This is a genomic window from Streptomyces sp. NPDC001153 (genome assembly GCF_053598315.1).
Genome location: NZ_JBSFJZ010000007.1, coordinates 1 through 22,909, shown reverse-complemented (window position 1 = coordinate 22,909; position 22,909 = coordinate 1). Strand labels below are relative to the sequence as shown.

The 22,909-nt window shown below is 70.5% G+C and carries 18 protein-coding genes and 2 pseudogenes; 15 read left to right on the top strand and 5 right to left on the bottom strand.

Translation table 11 applies throughout. The annotated features are described in order from the left end of the window. Positions 1-414: 414 nt before the first annotated feature. A complete protein-coding gene (locus ACWDEN_RS09835) occupies positions 415-2,952 on the top strand; it encodes a RelA/SpoT family protein (protein ID WP_351616078.1) in 2,538 nt (845 codons plus the stop codon). Positions 2,953-3,021: 69 nt separating this feature from the next. Here the strand turns inward: ACWDEN_RS09835 and ACWDEN_RS09830 are convergent, their stop codons facing one another. Both ACWDEN_RS09830 and ACWDEN_RS09825 read right to left on the bottom strand, forming a co-directional pair. Further along, a complete protein-coding gene (locus tag ACWDEN_RS09830; RefSeq protein ID WP_351616075.1) occupies positions 3,022-4,251 on the bottom strand; it encodes a DUF349 domain-containing protein in 1,230 nt (409 codons plus the stop codon). A 154-nt stretch (positions 4,252-4,405) separates the two neighbouring features. Next, a complete protein-coding gene (locus ACWDEN_RS09825) occupies positions 4,406-5,236 on the bottom strand; it encodes a peptidylprolyl isomerase (RefSeq protein ID WP_351616073.1) in 831 nt (276 codons plus the stop codon). A 192-nt stretch (positions 5,237-5,428) separates the two neighbouring features. On the opposite strand from ACWDEN_RS09825, the gene ACWDEN_RS09820 reads away from it, so the two are divergent. Beyond that, positions 5,429-6,139 (top strand): MBL fold metallo-hydrolase, encoded by a 711-nt coding sequence (locus ACWDEN_RS09820; RefSeq protein WP_351616070.1) that lies wholly within the window; start codon positions 5,429-5,431, stop codon positions 6,137-6,139. 10 nt (positions 6,140-6,149) lie between these two features. Further along, positions 6,150-7,412, top strand: a complete 1,263-nt coding sequence (gene hisS / locus ACWDEN_RS09815) for a histidine--tRNA ligase (protein WP_351616068.1) — start codon at positions 6,150-6,152, stop codon at positions 7,410-7,412. 48 nt (positions 7,413-7,460) lie between these two features. On the opposite strand, the pseudogene ACWDEN_RS09810 reads toward hisS, so the two are convergent. Together ACWDEN_RS09810 and ACWDEN_RS09805 are read right to left on the bottom strand one after the other, a co-directional pair. After that, positions 7,461-7,868 (bottom strand): annotated as a pseudogene (locus tag ACWDEN_RS09810) (response regulator); the annotation flags it as partial. A gap of 40 nt (positions 7,869-7,908) precedes the next feature. Then, a pseudogene (locus ACWDEN_RS09805) lies at positions 7,909-8,317 on the bottom strand (ATP-binding cassette domain-containing protein); the annotation flags it as partial. A gap of 145 nt (positions 8,318-8,462) precedes the next feature. On the opposite strand from ACWDEN_RS09805, the gene ACWDEN_RS09800 reads away from it, so the two are divergent. The 3 genes from ACWDEN_RS09800 to rpsD all read left to right on the top strand — a co-directional run bounded on the left by ACWDEN_RS09800 (position 8,463) and on the right by rpsD (position 11,442). Further along, positions 8,463-9,119: a vitamin K epoxide reductase family protein gene (locus ACWDEN_RS09800; protein WP_351616065.1), complete on the top strand. Its 657-nt coding sequence runs from the start codon at positions 8,463-8,465 to the stop codon at positions 9,117-9,119. Between the two features lie 47 nt (positions 9,120-9,166). After that, positions 9,167-10,522 carry a replication-associated recombination protein A gene (locus ACWDEN_RS09795; protein ID WP_351616063.1) on the top strand — a complete coding sequence of 452 codons (1,356 nt, stop codon included), beginning with the start codon at positions 9,167-9,169 and terminating at the stop codon, positions 10,520-10,522. A 305-nt stretch (positions 10,523-10,827) separates the two neighbouring features. Beyond that, complete coding sequence (gene rpsD / locus ACWDEN_RS09790) at positions 10,828-11,442, top strand: 30S ribosomal protein S4 (RefSeq protein ID WP_023552091.1); 615 nt, start codon at positions 10,828-10,830, stop codon at positions 11,440-11,442. Positions 11,443-11,628: 186 nt separating this feature from the next. Here the strand turns inward: rpsD and ACWDEN_RS09785 are convergent, their stop codons facing one another. After that, on the bottom strand, positions 11,629-13,818 hold the full coding sequence (locus ACWDEN_RS09785; RefSeq protein WP_450858275.1) for an ATP-binding protein: 2,190 nt from the start codon (positions 13,816-13,818) through the stop codon (positions 11,629-11,631). Between the two features lie 160 nt (positions 13,819-13,978). On the opposite strand from ACWDEN_RS09785, the gene ACWDEN_RS09780 reads away from it, so the two are divergent. From ACWDEN_RS09780 to ACWDEN_RS09740, 9 genes are all read left to right on the top strand, one after another. Continuing rightward, the gene (locus tag ACWDEN_RS09780; protein WP_351616118.1) at positions 13,979-14,404 is read left to right on the top strand and encodes a DUF948 domain-containing protein; all 426 of its coding nucleotides are present in this window, start codon (positions 13,979-13,981) and stop codon (positions 14,402-14,404) included. 16 nt (positions 14,405-14,420) lie between these two features. Then, a complete protein-coding gene (locus ACWDEN_RS09775; RefSeq protein WP_351616056.1) occupies positions 14,421-14,795 on the top strand; it encodes a hypothetical protein in 375 nt (124 codons plus the stop codon). Next, positions 14,795-17,467, top strand: coding sequence for an alanine--tRNA ligase (gene alaS / locus ACWDEN_RS09770; protein WP_450858273.1), 2,673 nt, complete (start codon positions 14,795-14,797; stop codon positions 17,465-17,467). Before ACWDEN_RS09775 ends, alaS begins: the two co-directional genes overlap by 1 nt. Before the next feature lie 49 nt (positions 17,468-17,516). Next, on the top strand, positions 17,517-17,981 hold the full coding sequence (ruvX, locus tag ACWDEN_RS09765; protein ID WP_450858271.1) for a Holliday junction resolvase RuvX: 465 nt from the start codon (positions 17,517-17,519) through the stop codon (positions 17,979-17,981). 123 nt (positions 17,982-18,104) lie between these two features. Next, complete coding sequence (mltG, locus tag ACWDEN_RS09760) at positions 18,105-19,778, top strand: endolytic transglycosylase MltG (protein WP_450858270.1); 1,674 nt, start codon at positions 18,105-18,107, stop codon at positions 19,776-19,778. Beyond that, positions 19,759-20,598: a shikimate dehydrogenase gene (locus ACWDEN_RS09755; protein ID WP_351616045.1), complete on the top strand. Its 840-nt coding sequence runs from the start codon at positions 19,759-19,761 to the stop codon at positions 20,596-20,598. The genes mltG and ACWDEN_RS09755 overlap by 20 nt, the downstream gene beginning before the upstream one ends. 163 nt (positions 20,599-20,761) lie before the next feature. After that, positions 20,762-21,946, top strand: a complete 1,185-nt coding sequence (gene aroC / locus ACWDEN_RS09750) for a chorismate synthase (protein WP_351616042.1) — start codon at positions 20,762-20,764, stop codon at positions 21,944-21,946. A 32-nt stretch (positions 21,947-21,978) separates the two neighbouring features. Beyond that, positions 21,979-22,461 carry a shikimate kinase gene (locus ACWDEN_RS09745; protein WP_351616115.1) on the top strand — a complete coding sequence of 161 codons (483 nt, stop codon included), beginning with the start codon at positions 21,979-21,981 and terminating at the stop codon, positions 22,459-22,461. Further along, the coding region (locus tag ACWDEN_RS09740) for an iron-containing alcohol dehydrogenase (protein ID WP_450858268.1) at positions 22,458-22,909 on the top strand (452 nt) is incomplete at its 3' end. The genes ACWDEN_RS09745 and ACWDEN_RS09740, both read left to right, overlap by 4 nt.

Sequence of the window (22,909 nt, the reverse complement as noted above, 5' to 3'; positions counted from 1 at the left end):
CCGGTGGTGGCGAGCTGGACGGTTCGGCCGCTGCCAGGCCCGTGCGCCCGGCAGCCGTCGACGGCGATGACGCTCGGCCTCGGGGTTCCGGTGTCCGGTGGTGGCGAGCTGCGCGGTTCGGGCGCTGCCAGGCCCGTGTTCCCGGTGGGCCGTCGTCGGGCTTTCGCGCCATCCGTCTCCCGCAGCCGCCGCTGGCGATGGCGCTCCACCACCCGCACGAGGCCATCGCCGGGACACCCCCCGCACGCCCCGCGAACACCCGGAATCCACCTTCCGGAATCCAGCGCCGACCCCCTGCGTTGCAGAGGTGGACGGTCCTCACTTCCGGCTGAAGGCGATGACCAGCCGCAGGATCGCTACCATGGGGTCTCCGGAGCCTGACCGGGGGACCCGGATCGCGCACGAGGAGTCCTCTTGCCAGACGAGGCCCAGCACCTGACCGCCGCAAAGCCCGAGTCCGCCTCGGCCGCCACGGCGAAGCCCGCGCCGCACGTGTCCAACGCGAAGAACGACACCCGCGGGCCGATCGAGCACGCCCAGTCCGCGCCCGTCGAGAAGGCTGCCGAGGCCTCACGTCCCAAGCCCGCCCCGCCCGAGCGCCCGGCCCAGCCGCCCGTGGTGCGCCCGCCCGTCGTCCAGCCCGGCCGCACCGGCTCCTCCAACCGCGTCCGCGCCCGCCTGGCCCGCCTCGGTGTGCAGCGCGCGAACCCCTACAACCCGGTTCTCGAACCGCTGCTGCGGATAGTGCGCAGCAACGATCCGAAGATCGAGAACTCGACTCTGCGGCAGATCGAGCGCGCCTATCAGGTCGCCGAGCGCTGGCACCGCGGCCAGAAGCGCAAGAGCGGCGACCCGTACATCACGCACCCGCTCGCCGTGACCACCATCCTCGCCGAGCTGGGCATGGACCCGGCCACGCTCATGGCGGGGCTGCTGCACGACACCGTCGAGGACACCGAGTACGGCCTCGACCAGCTGCGCCGCGACTTCGGCGACACGGTCGCCCTGCTCGTCGACGGCGTCACCAAGCTGGACAAGGTCAAGTTCGGCGAGGCCGCGCAGGCCGAGACCGTGCGCAAGATGGTCGTGGCGATGGCCAAGGACCCGCGCGTCCTGGTCATCAAGCTCGCCGACCGCCTGCACAACATGCGCACCATGCGCTACCTCAAGCGCGAGAAGCAGGAGAAGAAGGCGCGCGAGACGCTCGAGATCTACGCGCCGCTCGCCCATCGCCTCGGCATGAACACCATCAAGTGGGAGCTGGAGGACCTCGCGTTCGCGATCCTCTACCCCAAGATGTACGACGAGATCGTACGGCTGGTGGCCGAAAGGGCGCCGAAGCGTGACGAGTACCTGGCCATAGTGACCGACGAGGTCCAGGCCGATCTGCGCGCCGCCCGCATCAAGGCGACCGTCACCGGCCGCCCGAAGCACTACTACAGCGTCTACCAGAAGATGATCGTGCGGGGTCGCGACTTCGCCGAGATCTACGACCTGGTGGGGATTCGTGTCCTTGTCGACACGGTCCGCGACTGTTACGCCGCCCTCGGCACCGTGCACGCGCGATGGAACCCGGTCCCCGGCCGGTTCAAGGACTACATCGCGATGCCCAAGTTCAACATGTACCAGTCGCTGCACACGACGGTCATCGGCCCCAACGGCAAGCCGGTCGAGCTGCAGATCCGCACCTTCGACATGCACCGCCGCGCCGAGTACGGCATCGCCGCGCACTGGAAGTACAAGCAGGAGGCCGTCGCCGGCGCCTCCAAGGTGCGTACGGACGTGCCCAAGGCCTCCGGCAAGGACAAGGACGCCATCAACGACATGGCGTGGCTGCGGCAGCTGCTGGACTGGCAGAAGGAGACCGAGGACCCGGGCGAGTTCCTGGAGTCCCTGCGCTTCGACCTCTCCCGCAACGAGGTCTTCGTCTTCACCCCCAAGGGCGATGTCATCGCCCTGCCCGCCGGCGCCACCCCCGTCGACTTCGCGTATGCCGTCCACACCGAGGTCGGCCACCGCACCATAGGAGCCAGGGTCAACGGCAGGCTCGTGCCGCTCGAATCCACCCTGGACAACGGCGACTTGGTGGAGGTCTTCACCTCCAAGGCACCCGGCGCCGGACCGTCCCGCGACTGGCTCGGCTTCGTCAAGTCCCCGCGCGCCCGCAACAAGATCCGGGCCTGGTTCTCCAAGGAGCGCCGGGACGAGGCGATCGAGCAGGGCAAGGACGCGATCGTACGGGCGATGCGCAAGCAGAACCTGCCGATCCAGCGCATCCTCACCGGTGACTCCCTCGTCACGCTCGCCCACGAGATGCGCTACTCGGACATCTCCGCGCTGTACGCGGCGATCGGCGAGGGGCATGTCTCCGCGCAGAACATCGTGCAGAAGCTCGTCCAGGCCCTCGGCGGCGAGGAAGCCGCCACCGAGGAGATCGACGAGGCGGTCCCGCCGTCCCGCAGCCGCGGCCGCAAGCGCCGTTCCAGCGCCGACCCGGGTGTGGTGGTCAAGGGCGTCGACGACGTGTGGGTCAAGCTGGCCCGCTGCTGCACGCCCGTACCGGGCGACCCGATCATCGGGTTCGTCACGCGCGGCAGCGGCGTATCGGTTCACCGCAGCGACTGCCTGAACGTGGAGTCGCTGTCCCGTGAGCCCGAGCGGATCCTCGACGTCGAGTGGGCACCGACCCAGTCCTCGGTCTTCCTGGTAGCCATCCAGGTCGAGGCGCTGGACCGCTCCCGCCTGCTGTCCGACGTCACCCGCGTCCTGTCCGACCAGCACGTCAACATCCTCTCGGCGGCCGTCCAGACCTCCCGAGACCGCGTGGCCACCTCCCGGTTCACCTTCGAGATGGGCGACCCGAAGCACCTCGGCCACGTCCTGAAGGCCGTACGCGGCGTGGAGGGCGTGTACGACGTCTACCGCGTCACCTCCGGGCGGAGCCGCTCGTAAGGCCGTACGCCGCACAAGAAAGGGCCCCGTACGCGCGTACGGGGCCCTTTCACACAACCAGCGGGGGACTTAGCCGCCGAACTCCTGCAGGCCCTTCAGCGCCTGGTCCAGGAGCGCCTGGCGGCCCTCCAGCTCGCGCTCGAGCTTGTCGGCCTTGGAGGCGTTGCCCTGGGTGCGGGCCTGGTCGATCTGCGCCTTCAGCTTGTCCACGGCGGCCTGCAGCTGACCGGTCAGACCCTCGGCACGCGCGCGTGCCTCCGGGTTCGTCCGGCGCCACTCGGCCTCCTCGGCCTCCTGGATCGCCCGCTCGACCGCGTGCATCCGGCCCTCGACCTTGGGACGCGCGTCCCGCGGGACGTGGCCGATGGCCTCCCAGCGCTCGTTGATCGAGCGGAAGGCGGCCCGCGCGGACTTCAGGTCGCCGATCGGCAGGAGCTTCTCGGCCTCCCCGGCCAGCTCCTCCTTCAGCTTCAGGTTCTCGGTCTGCTCCGCGTCCCGCTCGGCGAACACCGAGCTGCGAGCGGCGAAGAACACGTCCTGGGCGCCCCGGAAGCGGTTCCAGAGGTCGTCCTCGTGCTCGCGCTGGGCGCGGCCCGCGGCCTTCCACTGCGCCATCAGCTCGCGGTAGCGGGCCGCCGTCGGACCCCAGTCCGTCGAACCGGACAGCGCCTCGGCCTCCGCGACCAGCCGCTCCTTGGTCCGGCGGGCCTCCTCGCGCTGCGCGTCCAGCTGCGCGAAGTGCGCCTTGCGCCGCTTGGAGAACGCCGACCGGGCGTGCGAGAAGCGGTGCCACAGCTCGTCGTCCGACTTGCGGTCCAGGCGCGGCAGCCCCTTCCAGGTGTCCACCAGCGCCCGCAGCCGCTCACCGGCCGCCCGCCACTGGTCGGACTGCGCCAGCTGTTCCGCCTCGGTGACCAGGTCCTCCTTGGCCTTGCGGGCCTCGTCGGACTGCTTGGCCCGCTGCTGCTTGCGCTCCTCGCGGCGCGCCTCGACGGTCTCCACCAGCTTGTCCAGCCGCTTGCGGAGGGCGTCCAGGTCCCCGACCGCGTGGTGCGCGTCCACCTGCTCCCGCAGGTGGTCGATCGCGGCCATGGCGTCCTTCGCCGACAGGTCGGTGGTCTGCACTCGCTTCTCGAGGAGGCCGATCTCGACAACCAGGCCCTCGTACTTGCGTTCGAAGTAGGCAAGCGCCTCCTCAGGGGAGCCGGCCGCCCAGGATCCGACGACCTGCTCGCCGTCGGCCGTACGCACGTACACGGTCCCCGTCTCGTCGACGCGGCCCCACGGGTCGCTGCTCACAGCGCCTCCTCCACATGATGCCCGCGGGGAGCCTCGGCGCCCCCGGCATCGTCCACAGTTTCGTCACGGCCAACATAGGCGACCAGCGGGTTACCTGTCCGCATCCAGCGCGACCGAAATTCCGCAGTTGGCCGTCTCGGGCTTCAGGCCGTCGTCAGGACTTCGTCACCGTCGCCTTGTTGATCACCACGGTCGCGTTGGGAGCGGTGTTGCCCGAAGTCGGATCGGGCGCCTGGGCACCCGCGGCGGCGATCTTCTTCAGCACCTTCATGCCCGCGTCCGACACCGTGCCGAACGGCGTGTAGCTGGGCGGCAGCGGGCTGTCCTTGTAGACCAGGAAGAACTGGCTGCCGCCGGTGTGCTTCTGACCGGTGTTGGCCATCGCCACCGTGCCCGCCGGGTACGTGTTGCCCTTCAGGCTCTTGTCCTTCAGGTTCTCGTCCGGGAGCGTGTAGCCCGGCCCGCCCATGCCGGTGCCCTGCGGGTCGCCGCACTGGAGCACATAGATACCGGTCGTGGTCAGACGGTGGCACTTGGTGTGGTCGAAGTAGCCCTGGCCCGCCAGGAAATCGAACGAGTTCACCGTGTGCGGTGCCGCCGCCGTCTTCAGCGCGATGTCGATGTCACCGCACGTCGTGGCGAGCTTCATCGAGTACGTCGCCGACGCGTCGATCGTCATCGCCGGCTCCTTCTTCCAGCTCAGCTTCTTCGCCGAGCCGGCCGCCGGCTTCGCGCACGGGTCCGGGGCCTTGCTGGTCGGGGTCGCGCTGGGCGTGACGTCCGCGGCGGTGTTGGTCTTCTTGTCGTCGTTCTTCAGCACCCCGGTCGTGTACAGCGCGACACTCCCGATCACGACCACGCCCAGTACGGATGCGATCACGGAGTTGCGCACGGCGGCCTTGCGGCGCGCCTGGGTACGCCGCTGCTGCTGCCGCAAGAACTTCTCCCGGGCGAGCTGACGCCGCCGCTGCTCCTGGCTGACCACCGGGTTATCTCCTCATGCGTGTCGATGCGTGTCGATGCGTGTCGTGCTGCCGACCGGTTACGCGTGCGTGCTCGTGAGCCGACCACTGCGTGTAGCCCCGTACCGTATATGGGTTCGCTGAGGAAACGGCAGCGCCGGTAGGCTCTGGACCACAGCTTGTGGCCACCCGTATCGACACAACGAAGGACGATCGTGCTCATTGCCGGGTTCCCCGCCGGGGCCTGGGGGACGAACTGTTATCTCGTCGCCCCCGCCGCCGGTGAGGAGTGCGTGATCATCGACCCCGGCCACCAGGCCGCCGAAGGCGTCGAGGAAGCACTGAAGAAGCATCGGCTCAAGCCCGTCGCCGTCGTCCTCACCCACGGGCACATCGATCACGTGGCCTCGGTCGTCCCGGTCTGCGGCGCGCACGACGTGCCGGCCTGGATCCACCCCGAGGACCGGTACATGATGAGCGACCCCGAGAAGGCGCTCGGCCGGTCCATCGGAATGCCCCTGCTGGGCGAGCTGACCGTGGGGGAGCCGGACGACGTCCGCGAGCTGACCAACGGCAGCACCCTCGAACTGGCCGGCCTGGAGTTCTCCGTCGCGCACGCGCCGGGCCATACCAAGGGGTCGGTGACCTTCCGGATGCCCGAGACCGCCGACATCCCGTCGGTGTTCTTCTCCGGGGATCTGCTGTTCGCCGGCTCCATCGGACGCACCGACCTGCCGGGCGGATCCATGGAGGACATGCTCGAGTCGCTGGCCCGCGTGTGCCTGCCGCTCGACGACTCCACCGTGGTGCTGTCCGGCCACGGCCCCCAGACGACCATCGGCCAGGAACGCGCCACCAACCCCTATCTGCGGCAGGTGACGGCCGGCCTGGGAGCGGACCTCGACGCTCCCCGACGAGGAATGTGACGAGAATTCAGTGAGCACTTTCAAGGCCCCCAAGGGCACGTACGACCTGCTGCCCCCGGACAGCGCGAAGTACCTGGCCGTCCGCGAGGCGATCGCCGCGCCCCTCAGGAACTCCGGCTACGGCTACATCGAGACGCCCGGTTTCGAGAATGTGGAGCTGTTCGCGCGCGGCGTCGGTGAGTCCACCGACATCGTGACGAAGGAGATGTACGTCTTCGAGACGAAGGGCGGCGACAGGCTGGCCCTGCGCCCGGAGACGACCGCCCCGGTGCTGCGCGCGGTCCTGGAGGCCAACCTGCACAAGACGGGCAACCTCCCGGTGAAGGTCTGGTACTCGGGCTCGCAGTACCGCTACGAGCGCCCGCAGAAGGGCCGTTACCGTCACTTCTCCCAGGTCGGCGCCGAGGCGATCGGCGCGGAGGACCCGGCGCTGGACGCCGAGCTGATCATCCTGGCCGACCAGGCGTACCGCTCGCTGGGTCTGCGCAACTTCCGGATCCTGCTGAACAGCCTCGGCGACAAGGAGTGCCGTCCGGTGTACCGGGCCGCGCTGCAGGAGTTCATGCGCGGCCTCGACCTGGACGAGGACACCCGCCGGCGCGTCGACATCAACCCGCTGCGGGTCCTCGACGACAAGCGCGAGTCGGTGCAGAAGCAGCTGACCGGCGTCCCGCTGCTGCGCGACTACCTGTGCGACGGCTGCAAGGCGTACCACGAGGAGGTCCGCGAGCTGATCACCGAGGCGGGCGTGTCCTTCGAGGACGACCCGAAGCTGGTGCGCGGCCTGGACTACTACACCCGCACCACCTTCGAGTTCGTGCACGACGGCCTGGGCTCGCAGTCGGCGGTGGGCGGCGGCGGCCGCTACGACGGACTGTCCGAGATGATCGGCGGCCCCGCGCTGCCGTCGGTCGGCTGGGCCCTCGGCGTCGACCGCACGGTCCTCGCCCTGGAGGCGGAGGGCGTCGAGCTGGACCTCCCGTCCACGACCTCGGTCTACGCCGTCCCGCTCGGCGAGGAGGCCCGCCGGATCCTCTTCGCGAAGATCACCGAACTGCGCAAGGTCGGCATCTCGGCGGACTTCTCCTACGGCGGCAAGGGCCTGAAGGGCGCCATGAAGAACGCCAACCGCAGCGGCGCCCGCTACGCGGTCGTGGCCGGCGAGCGTGACCTCGCCGAGGGCGTCGTCCAGCTGAAGGACATGGAGTCCGGCGAGCAGACGGCGATCGGCGTGAACGAGATCGTGGCGGAACTGGAGTCCCGGCTCGGCTGAGTCGAGCGGCGATCATGAGGGCGCCGGGCCTTCCCGGCGCCCTCTATCCAGTCGGAGTACCGAGGTCTCCCGCTCCGGCAGGCGGGGGCGTTCCGGTTCGGCGCGGAGCCGGTCGATCAGGCGGGCCGCCACCGAGGGGGCCAGTACGGTCCCGCCGCGTGCGGCCGCCCGTACCGCGTCCGCCGGTTCCCGCCGGAGCGGGAACGTGAGCAGATGGCCCGCGGCGCCGGCCTCCACCGCGCGCAGGATGTCCCGGTCCGTGTCGTACGTCGTCAGGACGATCACGGCGGGGCAGCCCGGCGCGGTCATCCGCACGATCGAGTCCACGCCCGAGCCGCCCGGCATGCGCAGGCCCATCAGCACGATGTCCGGGTGCAGTTCGGCCGCCGGCGCCTCCGCCTGCGGTCCGCCGGCCGCGTCGCCGACCACCTCCAGGCCCGGCTCGGCGCTCAGCATGGCGCGCCGCGCGGCGTCGGCGTGGCCGAGGTGTACCTCGACCCGTGTCGAACTCGTCCAGGAGCAGCACTTCGGGGTCGCCGATCGCCCCGGGTGCCACGTCGAGGCGGCGCCACGCGGGCAGTAGCGGGCGAAGTGCCGGACCGTCTCGCCCACCGTCAACTCCGCGGGCGCCGATTCGTCCTGCCGGACGATTCCGACACGCGATCTCCACGCGCACGTGCCCGTCGCCGGGTCCGCGCCGAGGACCGGCACCTCGCCCCGTCCCGGTCCCGGTCGCCCTGAAGGATCTCCACCGTGGTGCTCTTGCCGGTGCCGTTGGGCCCGAGCAGGCCGAACACCTCACCGTGCCGGATGCCGAGATCGAGCCCGTCCACCGCGGTCACGCCCCCGTACCGCTTGCGCAGCCCCCGGACGTCCATCGCGAGTTCGTTCGCGTGTGCTGTCATGCCCTCGATCGTCGGCCGAAACCGAACGATCCGTGACCACGGTGCGTACCTCCTTATGTCCTCCGAACGGTGGACCCACGCGCGCGTGCGGCACAATGAGCCGTGCCCGAAGATGGTCCAACTCTCAAGTGACGGAATCGGCGTGATGAGCAAGACGACAGTCAACGACGTCTCCACGGAGTCGGGTCCCGAGCGTGCCGCCGACGCCCCGCGCACGGAGGGCGGCAGCCGTGCCTTCGCCCTGCTGCTGGTGATCACGGGCGCAGCCGGCCTGCTGGCCGCCTGGGTCATCACGCTCGACAAGTTCAAGATCCTCGAGGCCAAGGTCGCGGGCAAGACCTTCACGCCCGGCTGCAGCGTGAACCCGGTCGTCTCCTGCGGCAGCGTCATGGAGAGCAAGCAGGCGGCGGTCTTCGGCTTCCCGAACCCCATGCTCGGCCTGGTCTGCTACGGCATCGTCATCTGCGTCGGCATGAGCCTGCTGACCCGCGCCCGCTTCCCGCGCTGGTACTGGCTGACCTTCAACTTCGGCACGCTCTTCGGCGTCTGCTTCGTCACCTGGCTGCAGTTCGAGTCCCTGTACCGGATCAACGCGCTGTGCCTGTGGTGCTCGCTGGCCTGGGTCGCCACGATCACCATGTTCTGGTACGTGACCTCGTTCAACGTCCGCAACGACTTCCTGCCGGCCCCGCGCTGGCTGAAGTCCTTCCTCGGCGAATTCACCTGGGTGGTGCCGGTCACGCACTGCGGCATCATCGCCATGCTGATCCTGACCCGCTGGGGCAGCCAGCTCTGGGCCTGAGCCCCGGCCCGGCCGCATTGTCAGTGCGGTGATTTAGGGTTCTGGACGTGGAACCCGACCTGTTCACCGCCGCAGCAGAAGAACGCCAGGAGAAGGACCCGGCAGCCAGCCCCCTGGCGGTTCGGATGCGCCCGCGCAGCCTCGACGAGGTCGTGGGCCAGCAGCATCTGCTGGGGCCCGGCTCCCCGCTGCGCCGGCTGGTCGGCGAGGGCTCCGGCGGCCCGGCCGGACCGTCCTCGGTGATCCTCTGGGGCCCGCCCGGCACCGGCAAGACCACCCTGGCGTACGTCGTCTCCAAGGCGACGAACAAGCGGTTCGTGGAGCTGTCCGCGATCACCGCGGGCGTCAAGGAGGTGCGCGCGGTCATCGACGGCGCCCGCCGCGCCACCGGCGGCTTCGGCAAGGAGACCGTCCTCTTCCTGGACGAGATCCACCGCTTCAGCAAGGCCCAGCAGGACTCCCTGCTCCCGGCGGTCGAGAACCGCTGGGTGACCCTGATCGCGGCCACCACCGAGAACCCGTACTTCTCGGTGATCTCGCCCCTGCTGTCCCGTTCGCTCCTGCTCACCCTCGAACCGCTCACCGACGACGACATCCGCGGCCTGCTGGAGCGCGCCCTGACCGACGAGCGCGGCCTGAAGGGCGCCGTCGGCCTCCCCGAGGACACCGAGGAGCACCTGCTGCGCATCGCCGGCGGCGACGCCCGCCGGGCCCTGACCGCCCTGGAGGCCGCCGCCGGAGCCGCCCTCGACAAGGGCGAGAGCGAGATCGGCCTGGAGACGCTGGAGCAGACGGTCGACCGGGCGGCGGTGAAGTACGACCGCGACGGCGACCAGCACTACGACGTCGCCAGCGCCCTCATCAAGTCCATCCGCGGCTCCGACGTCGACGCCGCCCTGCACTACCTGGCCCGCATGATCGAGGCCGGCGAGGACCCCCGGTTCATCGCCCGCCGCCTGATGATCTCCGCCAGCGAGGACATCGGCCTGGCCGACCCGGGCGCCCTGCCCCTCGCCGTCGCCGCCGCCCAGGCCGTCGCGATGATCGGCTTCCCCGAGGCCGCCCTCACCCTCAGCCACGCCACCATCGCCCTCGCGCTCGCCCCCAAGTCCAACTCGGCGACCACGGCGATCGGCGCCGCCATGGAAGACGTACGCAAGGGCCTGGCCGGCCCGGTCCCGCCGCACCTGCGCGACGGGCACTACAAGGGCGCCGCCAAGCTCGGCCACGCCCAGGGCTATGTGTACCCGCACGACCTGCCCGAGGGCATCGCCCAGCAGCAGTACGCCCCGGACGCCCTGAAGGACCGCGAGTACTACACCCCGGGCCGGCACGGCGCCGAGGCGCGGTACGCGGACGCGGTGGAGTGGACCCGCAAGCACCTCGGTCGCAGGCGGTCGTGAGCGCCCTGTAGACTTGCCCGAAGTGCTGAGTTCCGTGCAGTCAGAGCGGGACACCCAGCCGGAACCCCACGGCCGCGAGGACGCGAGGTTCCAGGAGCGTCGCGCACCGTCGAAGGTGTCGCGGGCAGCCCACCACCACCCGGAACTCCGGGACGGTCGGTGGGCCACTCGCGTGCTGCACGTATGTGCCCAGACCAGGGAAGCGGCTGCCCGGCAGGTCCCGTGAGGGCCCGGCGGGTTTTCCCGGCTGCGGATGCGACCTCCCTAACCCTGACGAGCCGAGAACTACGAAAGAGATTGAGACAGTGGCGAACCAGTCCCGCCCCAAGGTCAAGAAGTCGCGTGCCCTCGGTATCGCGCTGACCCCGAAGGCCGTCAAGTACTTCGAGGCCCGCCCCTACCCGCCGGGTGAGCACGGCCGCGGCCGCAAGCAGAACTCGGACTACAAGGTCCGTCTGCTCGAGAAGCAGCGCCTGCGCGCGCAGTACGACGTGTCCGAGCGTCAGCTCGTCCGCGCGTACGAGCGTGCCTCCAAGGTCCAGGGCAAGACCGGCGAGGCCCTGATCATCGAGCTCGAGCGCCGTCTCGACGCCCTGGTCCTGCGTTCGGGCATCGCCCGCACCATCTACCAGGCCCGTCAGATGGTCGTCCACGGCCACATCCAGGTCAACGGCCAGAAGGTCGACAAGCCGTCCTTCCGCGTCCGCCCGGACGACGTCGTGCAGGTCCGCGACCGCTCCAAGGACAAGACGCTCTTCACGATCGCCCGCGAGGGTGGCTTCGCCCCCGAGGGTGAGACCCCGCGCTACCTGCAGGTGAACCTCAAGGCCCTGGCGTTCCGCCTGGACCGCGAGCCGAACCGCAAGGAGATCCCGGTGATCTGCGACGAGCAGCTCGTCGTCGAGTACTACGCCCGCTGACCCCAGCCCCGGCGCAGCACCTCAGCCCGCCGTCTCCCCGCCCGGCCCTGCCGGACGGGCGAGGCGGCGGGTCTTTGATTTCCGGTCGTCGTTTCCGGCCGTCGTTTCCGGTCGTCCGGACATCGCGGGCCGCAGGGGGCAGGTCGCGCCACGCCGCGCAGCCGTATGCCGATACGGCCCACGCCCCTACGGCGCGCGTGAACCCCGCGCGGAGTCGGCGGCGCGCTCGGTCGCCTCAGCGCGGTTCGCGCCTCCGCCGCCCCGGGACACCGGTCCCCGCGGAGTCGGCAGCGCGCCCAGCGGACGTACCGCATGCCGCCCCAGCGCCCGGTGCACCGCCGCCTCCCGGTCCAGCCGGCCCCCCTCCCGCACCCGCTCCTCGTACCCGGCGTCCCCCAGGGCCTGCCGGGCGAGCGCCTCGCAGCGCTCGTGCGGGGCGTTGTAGTACGCCGAGCCGAACAGGGGCAGCCCCACGGAGGGCCACATCCGGGCCGCCGCCCCCTGCAGGAGCGCCGCCTCGGCCGGCTCGCCCCCGGCCGCCGTCACCAGCGCCAGCAGCTCCATCACCAGCACCGAACCCAGCAGGTCGTGGAAGGCGTGGGCGTTGCGCAGACAGTCCTCCAGCAGCTCCCGCGCGCTGTCCAGGGCGCCCTCCTGCCAGGCCGCGTACGCCAGCACGTACAGCGCGTAACTGCGGGCCCAGCGCTCCCCGTGGTCCTCGCACACCCGGCGTACGTCCTCGCACAGCCGTACCGCGTCCGGCAGGTCCCCCTGGAAGGCCCGCGCCATCGCCAGCTCCACCTGGCCCATCAGCACATTGCTGTTGAGCTCGCCGATCTCCTGATAGCGGTCCAGCGCCGACCGCAGCAGCGTTTCTGCACGGGCCATGTCATCGGTGACCAGCGCCAGACAACCGGTGCGGTGCTCGGCGTACGCCGCCGCCGTCGGATCCGCGACCCGCTCGGCCTGCTCCCGGCACTCCCGCAGCGCCTTCAGCGCCGGCACGGTGTCGCCCTGCAGGATCGCCACATAGCCGAGCACCCACAGCGCCTTCAGCCGCGACTGGTCGTACTCCGACTCCAGCTCCACGCTGCGCGCCAGCCAGCGGCGGCCCTCCGCGAGCCGCCCGCAGCCGACCCAGCAGAACCACAGCGAGCCCGCGAGGTACTGGCCGAGATGCGCCTCCTCCGGCTCCGTCAGACAGAACTCCAGTGCCGCCCGCAGATTGGGCAGCTCCGCCTCGACCCGTGCGGCGACCTCGCCCTGCCGGGGCGAGAACCAGTCCAGCTCGCACCAGGTCGCCAGGCCCAGGTACCAGTCCCGGTGCCGTCTGCGCAGCCGGCCCGCGTCCCCGGTCCCCTCCAGCCACTCGGCGCCGTAGTCCCGGACCGTGTCCAGCATCCGGTAGCGGAGGCCGGCCGGGCTCTCCTCGCGGGTCACGACCGACTGGGCCAACAGCTCTGACAGCACGTCCAGGACGTCCTCGGCGGGCAGCCCGTCCCCACTGCACACATACTCGGCCGCCTCCAGGTCGAAGGTCTGCGCGAACACCGAAAGCCGCGCCCACAACAGCCGCTCGGCGGGCGTGCACAGCTCATGGCTCCAGCCGATCGCCGTGCGCAGCGTCTGGTGGCGGGCCGGAGGGCCGCCGGGGACCGGGCGCGGAGCACCCTCCCAGCCGCTCGCCGCCAGCAGCCGGAACCGGCCGTCCAGCCGCCGCAGCAGCTGCCCCGGGGACAGCGCCCGTAGCCGCCCGGCCGCCAGCTCCAGCGCCAGCGGGATCCCCTCCAGCCGCCGGCACAGCTCGCGCACCTCGGGCCCGTCGGACACCTCCAGGCCCTGCTCCCGGGCCCGGTCGGCGAACAGCTCCACCGCCTCGTCCTCGCCGAGCGGCGCCAGCGGGAACAGCCGCTCGCCCGCCAGCCCCAGCGGACGCCGGCCCACCGCCAGCACCCGCAGCTCCGGCAGTTTCCGCAGCAGCTCCGCCGTCAACTCCGCACAGGCGTCCACCAGATGCTCGAAGCCGTCCAGCACCAGCAGGGCCGGACGGCCGGCGAGATGCTCCAGGAGGGTCTGCCGGGGCGGCCGGGCGGTGTGATCGGTCAGCCCCAGCGCCTCCGCCACCGCGTACTCGACGAACTGCGGATCGTGCACCGGCGCCAGCTCCACCCGCCCGGTCCCGGACTCCCACCCGGCGGCGACCCGCGCGGCCAGCCGGGACTTGCCGACACCGCCGACCCCGGTCACGGTCACCAGCCGGGCCCCGCCGAGCGCGTCCGTCAGCTCGGCGAGTTCGGCCGAGCGCCCGACGAACGTGGTCAGCTCCAGGGGCGGATCACCGTCGGAGAAGGGATCTGGGCGCTGAGAACCTCGCATGGGACACGGAGCGTACTGAAGCGTGTTCACTGCGTACAATCGCTTCCCGCAACTCCGTCCGCGCCGCCCGGTAATCCGGTACGGAGCCGTGGCCGCGGCGCGATAGGCTCGGACACGACTTTTCGATGGTGAGGCACGTTTCAGGGAGCGGGTGCGCACTGTGTCCGGTGGAGAGGTGGCCGGGATCCTGGTGGCCGTCTTCTGGGCGATCCTGGTCTCCTTCCTCGCGGTGGCACTCGCGAGGCTGGCCCAGACGCTCAAGGCGACCACCAAGCTGGTGTCGGACGTGACCGACCAGGCCGTCCCGCTGCTCGCCGACGCCTCCACCGCCGTGCGTTCCGCGCAGACCCAGATCGACCGCGTCGACGCGATCGCCTCCGACGTCCAGGAGGTCACCTCGAACGCCTCCGCGCTGTCCAGCACGGTCGCCTCCACCTTCGGCGGCCCGCTGGTCAAGGTCGCGGCGTTCGGCTACGGCGTCCGCCGGGCACTGGGCGGCCGCAAGGAGGACGTGCCCGCGAAGACGCCCCGGCGTACCGTGATCGTGGGCCGCACGGTCCCTGCCGCACGACGCAAGCGGAAGTAAGGACTGAGACCGAGCGATGTTCCGCCGTACGTTCTGGTTCACCACCGGTGTCGCCGCCGGTGTGTGGGCGACCACCAAGGTCAACCGCAAGCTCAGGCAGCTGACCCCGGAGAGCCTCGCCGCGACGGCGGCGAACAAGGCCCTGGAGACCGGTCACCGCCTGAAGGACCGCGCGGTGGGCTTCGCGCTCGACGTCCGCGACAACATGGCCCAGCGGGAGGCGGAGCTGGAGGAGGCCCTCGGGATCCACGAGAACCCCGAACTCCCCACACCGAGGCGGCAAGCCGCCATCGAGGCCAACCGCAGCAACGACAGCAGCACACCGACGTACATCGAAACGTCGTTTTCTTCGCAAGCGAAGCACTCGTACAACCGGAATGAGGACCACTGATGGAGTCGGCCGAGATTCGCCGCCGCTGGCTGAGCTTCTTCGAGGAGCGCGGGCACACCGTCGTCCCTTCGGCGTCGCTCATCGCGGACGACCCGACTCTGCTCCTCGTCCCCGCCGGCATGGTGCCCTTCAAGCCCTACTTCCTGGGCGAGGTCAAGCCCCCGTTCCCGCGCGCCACCAGCGTGCAGAAGTGCGTGCGCACGCCCGACATCGAAGAGGTCGGCAAGACCACGCGTCACGGCACGTTCTTCCAGATGTGCGGCAACTTCTCCTTCGGCGACTACTTCAAGGAAGGCGCCATCAAGTACGCCTGGGAGCTGCTCACCAGCCCCCAGGACAAGGGCGGTTACGGCCTCGACCCCGAGCGCCTGTGGATCACGGTCTACAAGGACGACGACGAGGCCGAGCAGATCTGGCACGAGGTCGTCGGCGTGCCCCAGGAGCGCATCCAGCGCCTGGGCATGAAGGACAACTTCTGGTCCATGGGCGTCCCCGGCCCGTGCGGCCCCTGCTCCGAGATCAACTACGACCGCGGCCCCGAGTTCGGCGTCGAGGGCGGCCCCGCCGTCAACGACGAGCGGTACGTGGAGATCTGGAACCTCGTCTTCATGCAGTACGAGCGCGGCGAGGGCATCGGCAAGGACAACTTCGAGATCCTCGGGGACCTGCCGAGCAAGAACATCGACACGGGCCTCGGCCTGGAGCGGCTCGCCATGATTCTGCAGGGCGTGCAGAACATGTACGAGATCGACACCTCCATGGCCGTGATCAACAAGGCCACCGAGCTGACCGGCGTCCGCTACGGCGACGCCCACGACTCGGACGTCTCCCTCCGCGTCGTCACCGACCACATGCGCACCGCCACCATGCTCATCGGCGACGGCGTCACCCCCGGCAACGAGGGCCGCGGCTACGTCCTGCGCCGCATCATGCGCCGCGCCATCCGCAACATGCGCCTGCTGGGCGCCACCGGTCCAGTCGTCAAGGACCTCCTCGACACCGTGATCCAGATGATGGGTCAGCAGTACCCCGAGCTGGTCACCGACCGCGAGCGCATCGAGAAGGTCGCCATCGCGGAGGAGAACGCCTTCCTCAAGACGCTGAAGGCCGGCACCAACATCCTCGACACCGCCGTCACCGAGACCAAGCAGGCCGGTGGCACGGTCCTGGCCGGCGACAAGGCCTTCCTGCTCCACGACACCTGGGGCTTCCCGATCGACCTCACCCTCGAGATGGCCGCCGAACAGGGCCTGAGCGTGGACGAGGAGGGCTTCCGCCGCCTGATGAAGGAGCAGCGGGAGCGCGCCAAGGCCGACGCCCAGGCCAAGAAGACCGGCCACGCCGACATGGGCGCCTACCGCGAGATCGCCGACACCGCCGGCGAGACCGACTTCATCGGTTACGCGGACACCGAGGGTGAGTCCACGATCGTCGGCATCCTCGTCGACGGCGTGTCCTCCCCGGCCGCCACCGAGGGCGACGAGGTCGAGATCGTCCTCGACCGCACCCCGTTCTACGCCGAGGGCGGCGGTCAGATCGGCGACACCGGCCGCATCAAGGCCGACTCCGGTGCCGTCATCGAGATCCGCGACTGCCAGAAGCCGGTCCCGGGTGTGTACGTCCACAAGGGCGTCGTCCAGGTCGGCGAGGTGACCGTCGGCGCCAAGGCCCACGCCTCGATCGACGCCCGCCGCCGCAAGGCCATCGCCCGCGCCCACTCGGCCACCCACCTGACCCACCAGGCCCTGCGCGACGCCCTCGGCCCGACGGCCGCCCAGGCCGGTTCCGAGAACCAGCCCGGCCGCTTCCGCTTCGACTTCGGCTCCCCGTCCGCCGTGCCGACGGCCGTGATGACCGACGTCGAGCAGAAGATCAACGAGGTGCTCGCCCGCGACCTCGACGTGCACGCCGAGATCATGGGCATCGACGAGGCCAAGAAGCAGGGCGCCATCGCCGAGTTCGGCGAGAAGTACGGCGAGCGGGTCCGTGTGGTGACCATCGGCGACTTCTCCAAGGAGCTGTGCGGCGGCACGCACGTGCACAACACCGCCCAGCTGGGCCTGGTGAAGCTGCTCGGCGAGTCCTCCATCGGCTCCGGCGTCCGTCGTATCGAGGCCCTGGTCGGCGTGGACGCCTACACCTTCCTCGCCCGCGAGCACACGGTCGTCAACCAGCTGACCGAGCTGCTCAAGGGCCGCCCGGAGGAGCTGCCCGAGAAGGTCTCCTCGATGCTCGGCAAGCTGAAGGACGCCGAGAAGGAGATCGAGAAGTTCCGCGCCGAGAAGGTGCTCCAGGCCGCCGCCGGTCTCGCCGAGTCCGCCAAGGACGTGCGCGGCGTGGCCGTCGTCACCGGCCAGGTCCCGGACGGCACCACGCCCGACGACCTGCGCAGGCTGGTCCTCGACGTGCGCGGCCGCATCCAGGGCGGACGTGCCGCGGTCGTGGCCCTCTTCACCGTCAGCAACGGCAAGCCGCTGACGGTCATCGCCACCAACGAGGCCGCCCGCGAGCGCGGCCTCAAGGCCGGTGACCTGGTCCGCACCGCCGCCAAGACCCTCGGCGGCGGCGGTGGCGGCAAGCCGGACGTGGCCCAGGGCGGCGGCCAGAACCCCGCCGCCGTCGGCGAGGCCGTCGACGCCGTCGAGCGTCTCGTCGCCGACACGGCCAAGTGACGGCGAGATCGACGGCGAAGAAGACGGCGACGTAAGGAAACGGTCGGAAATGCGCAGAGGACGTCGACTTGCGATCGACGTCGGGGACGCCCGGATCGGGGTCGCGTCGTGCGACCCCGATGGGATCCTCGCCACACCGGTGGAGACCGTCCCCGGCCGGGACATCCCCGCCGCCCACCGCCGGTTGCGTCAACTGGTGGAGGAGTACGAGCCGATCGAGGTCGTCGTCGGACTCCCTCGCTCCCTCAAGGGCGGCGAGGGACCGGCCGCCGTCAAGGTCCGCGCATTCGCCCAGGAGCTGGCCAAAGGCATCAAGCCGGTGCCGGTACGCCTGGTGGACGAGCGGATGACGACCGTGACGGCCACTCAGGGACTGCGCGCCTCCGGCGTGAAATCGAAGAAGGGCCGCGCGGTCATCGACCAGGCGGCCGCCGTCATCATCCTCCAGCAGGCCCTCGAATCCGAACGAGTGTCAGGTAAAGCACCCGGCGAGGGCGTCGAAGTGGTCATCTGATCGCGATACGGTAACGTTCCGCGCGATGTGCCGGTGTTCGAACAGTAGGCGCACAGCAAGAGGCGGAACGGAAGCGGGCCCACCGGCCGCGTGACCGGTCGGCCTCGCGGCTCTAGGGGATCGATGACTGAGTATGGCCGGGGCCCAGGCCCCGAACCGTGGCATCCGCAGGACCCGTTGTACGGGGACGGCGGATGGGAAGGGCAGCAGGCCCACATCGGCCGGCAGCCTGCCTACGGCGGCCAGCCACAGCAGCAGTACCCGCAGCAGCCGCAGTACGGAGACTGGAGCCAGCAGCAGCACTCCGGGTACGGCCACGAGCAGTACCCGTACTACGACGAACAGGCCCATCAGCAGTACGCCGGTCAGACCCAGCAGCAGTACCAGCAGCAGGGCGGCTGGAACGCGGCCGACTCCCATGGCCAGATGCCGTACGCCCCCGATCCCGGTGACCCGTACGGCCAGCAGCCCATGGCCTACGGCGGGGAGCAGCCCGACTTCTACGGCACCGAGGACGCCTACCCGCCGCCGGTGCCGCCCGGCCACAGGCGCCCCGAGCCGGAACCCGAAACCGAGGCCGTTCCCGACGAGGAGGAGGAGCAGCACCCCTTCTTCACGGGCGGCGGCGATGACGATGACGACGAGGAGCACGAGCTCGAGAGCCGCCGTGACCGGCGAGGCGGCAAGAAGCCCACCAAGAAGGGCAAGAAACGGCGCAACGGCTGCGCCTGCATGGTCGTCGTCCTGGTCTTCGGCGGCGGCATCGGCACGGCGGGCTACTTCGGCTACAAGTTCTACCAAAATCGTTTCGCCCCGGCGCCCGACTACACGGGCGACGGGATCAACGAGACGGTGACCGTCGAGATCCCCAAGGGCGCGGGCGGCTGGGACATCGGCAACCGCTTGAAACAGGCCGGGGTCGTCAAGAGCGCCGAAGCCTTCGTACACGCGCAGAACACGATCCCCGGCGGTGACAGCATCCAGGCCGGCGCGTATCTCCTGAAGAAGGAGATGTCCGCCGCCAGCGCCGTGAAAATGATGATGGACCCGAAGAGCCAGAACGTCGTCATGGTGACTCCGGGCGAACGGAATGCCGGCGTCTACCAGGCGATCGACAAGAAGCTCGCACTCTCCGCCGGCACCACCGAAAAGGTCGCCAGGCAGGAGTACAAGGCCCTCGGTCTGCCCGCCTGGGCGCAGAACACGGCGAACAGCGGCGAGATCAAGGACCCGCTGGAGGGCTTCCTCTTCCCGGGCAACTATCCCGCCGCCAAGGGCATGAAGCCCGACGCGATCCTGAAGCAGATGGTCGCCGAGGCGAAGTCCAAGTACGACGCCTACGGTCTCACCTCGAAGGCCCGGGCGCTGGGCCTGAACAACGCGTTCGAGCTGGTCACGGTCGCGAGCCTGGTGCAGGCGGAGGGCAAGACGAACGACGACTTCCGCAAGATGGCGGAAGTGGTCTACAACCGTCTCAAGCCCACCAATACCGAGACGAACCAGCTGCTGCAGTTCGACTCGACGTACAACTACCTCAAGGGCACCAGTAACATCCATATCTCCCTCAAGGAGATCAACAGCAACCCCAGCCCGTACAACACCTACCGGCACAAGGGGCTCCCGCCCGGCCCGATCGGCAATCCCGGCGCGGACGCGATCATGGCGGCCCTGAACCCGACGCACGACGGGTGGTTGTATTTCGTGGCGACCGACGGAGTGAACAACACCGAATTCGCCAAGACCCTCGCCGAATTCCAGCGCCTCAAGGACAAGTTCAATGCCACCTCGGGCAACTGACGCCCGCCGGGCCGCCGTGCTCGGTAAGCCCATCGCCCACTCCCTGTCCCCGGTGCTGCACCGGGCCGCGTACGACGAGCTCGGGCTCACCGGGTGGTCGTACGAGCGTTTCGAGGTGGACGAGGCCGGGCTGCCCGGCTTCTTCGAGAAGCTGGGGCCGGAGTGGGCGGGACTGTCGCTGACCATGCCGCTGAAGCGGGCGGTCATCCCGCTGGTGGACGAGATCAGCGAGACGGCCGCCTCCGTCGACGCGGTCAACACCGTCGTCCTCACCGAGGACGGCCGCCGCCTCGGCGACAACACCGACATCCCGGGCATCGTGGCCGCGCTGCGCGAGCACGGCATCGAGGAGGTCGACTCCGCGGCGATCCTCGGCGCCGGTGCCACCGCCTCCTCCGCGCTCGCCGCCCTCGCCCGGATCTGCACCGGCGAGGTCGTCGCCTACGTCCGCAGCGAGGCCCGCGCCGCCGAGATGCGCCAGTGGGGCGAGCGGCTCGACGTGGAGGTGCGTACGGCGGACTGGGCGGACGCAGAGCGGGCACTGCGCGCCCCGCTGGTGATCGCCACCACGCCCGCCGGCACCACCGACGCCCTCGCCGCCGCCGTGCCCGAGCGCCCCGCCACCCTCTTCGACGTGCTCTACGACCCCTGGCCCACCGAGCTGGCGGCCCGCTGGTCCATGTTCGGTGGCGCCGTGGTCAGCGGCCTCGACCTGCTGGTCCACCAGGCCGTCCTGCAGGTCCAGCAGATGACCGGCCGGTCCCCGGCACCCCTGGAGGCCATGCGCCGCGCCGGCGAGAAGGCACTCGCCGCCCGCTGATCGCCGCGCCACGTCCGCCTTGTGGACCGGCGACCGGATTCCGGCCCCGGACGTGGGAGGATCGGAGGTGGCGGGCCGGGGTCGCGCACCCGGTCATGCCGTCGCCGTACGCGAGGACGCGTGTACGCCGGGCAGTACCGGGCGCGAACACTGAGGAGCACCGTTGAGCAGGCTGCGTTGGCTGACCGCGGGGGAGTCCCACGGTCCCGCACTTGTCGCGACGCTGGAGGGGCTTCCCGCCGGCGTGCCGATCACCACGGAGATGGTGGCGGACCACCTGGCGCGGCGGCGGCTCGGCTACGGCCGCGGTGCGCGGATGAAGTTCGAGCGGGACGAGGTCACCTTCCTGGGTGGTGTCCGGCACGGTCTGACGCTGGGCTCCCCGGTCGCGATCATGGTGGGCAACACCGAGTGGCCGAAGTGGGAACAGGTCATGGCGGCCGACCCGGTCGACCCGGAGATCCTCGCGGGTCTGGCCCGCAACGCCCCGCTGACCCGGCCGCGGCCCGGTCACGCCGACCTGGCCGGCATGCAGAAGTACGGCTTCGACGAGGCCCGCCCGATCCTGGAGCGCGCATCCGCCCGCGAGACGGCCGCCAGGGTGGCCCTCGGCGCGGTCGCCCGCTCCTACCTGAAGGAGACGGCCGGCATCGAGATCGTCTCCCACGTGGTCGAGCTGTGCTCCGTGAAGGCCCCGCAGGGTGTGTACCCCACGCCGGCCGACGTCGAGAAGCTGGACGCCGACCCGCTGCGCTGCCTGGACGCGGACGCCTCGAAGGCGATGGTCGCGGAGGTCGACCAGGCCCACAAGGACGGCGACACGCTCGGCGGCGTGGTCGAGGTGCTGGCGTACGGGGTGCCGGTCGGTCTCGGTTCGCACGTGCACTGGGACCGCAAGCTGGACGCCCGTCTCGCCGGTGCCCTGATGGGCATCCAGGCGATCAAGGGCGTCGAGATCGGTGACGGCTTCGAGCTGGCCCGGGTGCCCGGCTCCAAGGCGCACGACGAGATCGTCAACACGCCCGAGGGCATCAAGCGCGTCTCCGGCCACGCCGGCGGCACCGAGGGCGGCCTGAGCACCGGCGAGCTGCTGCGGGTGCGGGCCGCGATGAAGCCCATCGCGACCGTGCCGCGCGCCCTGAAGACGGTGGACGTCACCACCGGCGAGGCCACTCAGGCCCACCACCAGCGCTCCGACGTCTCCGCCGTGCCCGCCGCGGGCATCGTCGCCGAGGCGATGGTCGCGCTCGTCCTGGCGGACGCGGTCGCCGAGAAGTTCGGCGGCGACTCGGTGGCCGAGACCCGGCGCAACGTGCGGTCGTACCTCGACAACCTGCGGATCCGGTGAGCGCCGTGCCCGCCGTCGTACTGGTCGGCCCGATGGGCGTCGGCAAGTCCACCGTCGGCCGGCTGCTCGCCGAGCGCCTCGGGCTCGGCTACCGGGACACCGATGAGGACATCGTCGCCCACGAGGGCCGCACCATCGCCGAGATCTTCGTCGACGAGGGCGAGCCCGCCTTCCGCGCGCTCGAGAAGCGGGCCGTGCACACGGCACTCGCCGAGCACGAGGGCGTCCTCGCGCTCGGCGGCGGGGCCGTCCTGGACGCCGACACGCGCGCGCTGCTGGCCGGGCACCGGGTGGTCTACCTCTCCATGGACGTGGAGGAGGCCGTCAAGCGCACCGGTCTGAACGTGGCGCGTCCGCTGCTCGCGGTCAATCCGCGCAGGCAGTGGCGTGAGCTGATGGAGGCCCGGCGGCATCTGTACGAGGAGGTTGCCACCGCCGTGGTGGCGACGGACGGCCGTAGCCCCGAAGAGGTCACCCGAGCAGCGCTGGACGCACTGGAGTTGAAGGAAGCATGAGCGAGGCAGTCACCCGGATCCAGGTCGCCGGCAGCGCGGGCACCGACCCCTACGAGGTGCTGGTCGGGCGCCAACTGCTCGGCGAGCTGGGCGGGTTGATCGGTTCCAGGGCCAGGCGGGTTGCGGTGATCCATCCCGAGGCGCTGGCCGGGACCGGGGATGCGCTGCGCGCCGACCTGGGCGAGCAGGGCTATGAGGCGGTCGCCATCCAGGTGCCCAATGCGGAGGAGGCCAAGACCGCCGAGGTGGCCGCCTACTGCTGGAAGGCGCTGGGTCAGTCGGGTTTCACGCGCACGGACGTCGTGGTGGGTGTGGGTGGCGGTGCGACGACGGACCTGGCCGGGTTCGTGGCCGCGACCTGGTTGCGCGGGGTGCGCTGGATCGCCGTGCCGACCACGGTGCTGGCCATGGTGGACGCGGCGGTCGGCGGCAAGACCGGCATCAACAC

Excerpts from the sequence above, each read along its gene's own strand:
- ACWDEN_RS09800 (WP_351616065.1), top strand. The coding sequence starts at position 8,463 with ATGAGCAAGACGACAGTCAACGACGTCTCCACGGAGTCGGGTCCCGAG.
- ACWDEN_RS09785 (WP_450858275.1), bottom strand. The coding sequence starts at position 13,818 with ATGCGAGGTTCTCAGCGCCCAGATCCCTTCTCCGACGGTGATCCGCCC.
- ACWDEN_RS09775 (WP_351616056.1), top strand. The coding sequence starts at position 14,421 with ATGTTCCGCCGTACGTTCTGGTTCACCACCGGTGTCGCCGCCGGTGTG.
- alaS (WP_450858273.1), top strand. The coding sequence starts at position 14,795 with ATGGAGTCGGCCGAGATTCGCCGCCGCTGGCTGAGCTTCTTCGAGGAG.
- ruvX (WP_450858271.1), top strand. The coding sequence starts at position 17,517 with ATGCGCAGAGGACGTCGACTTGCGATCGACGTCGGGGACGCCCGGATC.
- mltG (WP_450858270.1), top strand. The coding sequence starts at position 18,105 with ATGACTGAGTATGGCCGGGGCCCAGGCCCCGAACCGTGGCATCCGCAG.
- ACWDEN_RS09755 (WP_351616045.1), top strand. The coding sequence starts at position 19,759 with ATGCCACCTCGGGCAACTGACGCCCGCCGGGCCGCCGTGCTCGGTAAG.
- ACWDEN_RS09745 (WP_351616115.1), top strand. The coding sequence starts at position 21,979 with ATGGGCGTCGGCAAGTCCACCGTCGGCCGGCTGCTCGCCGAGCGCCTC.